Annotated in this window: 1 protein-coding gene; it reads left to right on the forward strand. The window is 37.9% G+C overall.

Annotated features, from left to right (window positions below; genetic code table 11):
- Positions 1 to 203: 203 nt before the first annotated feature.
- Entirely contained in the window at positions 204 to 1,397 is a 1,194-nt protein-coding gene (locus ABES52_RS11500) for an ISL3 family transposase (RefSeq protein WP_429651299.1), read from the forward strand.
- The last annotated feature ends 92 nt before the right edge of the window (positions 1,398 to 1,489 follow it).

Raw genomic sequence — 1,489 nt, forward strand, 5'->3', positions numbered from 1 at the left:
TGCCTGCCTGTCACGCAGGAGATCGCGGGTTCGATTCCCGTCGGGACCGCCATTTTTTTGGCTCTATACTAAATGTGGTGGTCATGCTTATCATCTCAAGGGCTCAGATAATTCACAAAAAATGATTAAAAAATAACACCTTCTTCTCTCTCTTTGATAATCTAAAGTTGCCACACAATAGACAGCAAAGGGAGAGAAGATAGGTGCTTACTCATTCTATCATAAACTTATTAGGGATTAAAGATAAGCATGTAGAGATTTTTGATTCAGGGGAAGAAGAAGGCGTATTTTGGTTTGAACTACATACACGTGTGAAAATGCAGAAATGTCCGAAGTGTAAAAGCCGTACAAAACGCATCCATAGCTATCGAATGCAAAAAATACAGAGTTCATCAATAGCGGGAAAAAGAGTGTACTTACATGTGAAGAAGCGAAGATATCGTTGTACAACATGTGGTCATACTTTTTATGAAAAGCTTTCGTTTGTAGATCGATATCAACGTCACACGCTCATGCTGGCTCAGGAGGCATTATGTTTAAGTGCAGAAATGTCCTTTACACATGCTGGGATGCTAGCTGGGGTGAGTACAAACCGACTATTGAGAATGTTCGATGCACGATCCATCCCTGTTAAAAAGGTACTTCCGCGTGCGATTGCCATTGATGAATTTAAGGGTGATGCAGGAGGAGAAAAATATCAAACGATTATTGTCGATGTAGAAAATCGAGAAGTTTTGGATGTTCTGCCAGACCGACGTGTAAAAACGATTGAAACCTATTTAAAACAATGTGATACAGGGAATGTACAGATCGTGGTGATGGATTTATCCAAGTCATTTAAGAAAGCTGTTCAAAGACAATTAGCGAATCCTCTTATTATTGCGGATCGATTTCACTTTATGAGACAAGCTTATTGGGCATTTGATCAAGTAAGACGAGAAGTGCAACATAAATTATATAAGGAACAACGTATTCGAATGAAAAGAAATAAAGAGCTTTTATGGAAATCCCCGTTTAAGCTCAATCAAAAAGAGAAAGAGCGAGTAGAAGAACTCTTGGCACTTGATTCGGACTTGAGGGAAGCCTATGAGTTAAAGAATGAACTAGATGTCTGGTTTAAAACAAGTACAATGGAAAATGCCAAAACAGGTTTAGAAGCATGGATGACGAGAGTTGAGGAATCTGGAAACGAAGCATTTAAAAAAGTCGTTCAAACATTTAATAGGTGGAAACAAGAGATTTTACAATCCTTCATGTATCCATTTAACAACGGATATATTGAAGGTGTAAATAATACAACCAAGGTAATCAAACGAATGTCTTATGGAATAAAAAGCTTTGAGCGATTACGAAAAAAGATATTGTGGCGTCAACTTATCAGAAGGAATGTAGGTTAACCTACATTCCCTCTGATAAGTTGACGCCACAATACCTTTTTTCGTAATCGCTCAAAGCTTTTTATTCCATAAGACGTTCGTTTGATTACCTT

Origin of the sequence: Aeribacillus pallidus (assembly GCF_050478865.1) — a bacterium.
Classification (GTDB): Bacteria; Bacillota; Bacilli; order Bacillales; family JACDOC01; genus JACDOC01.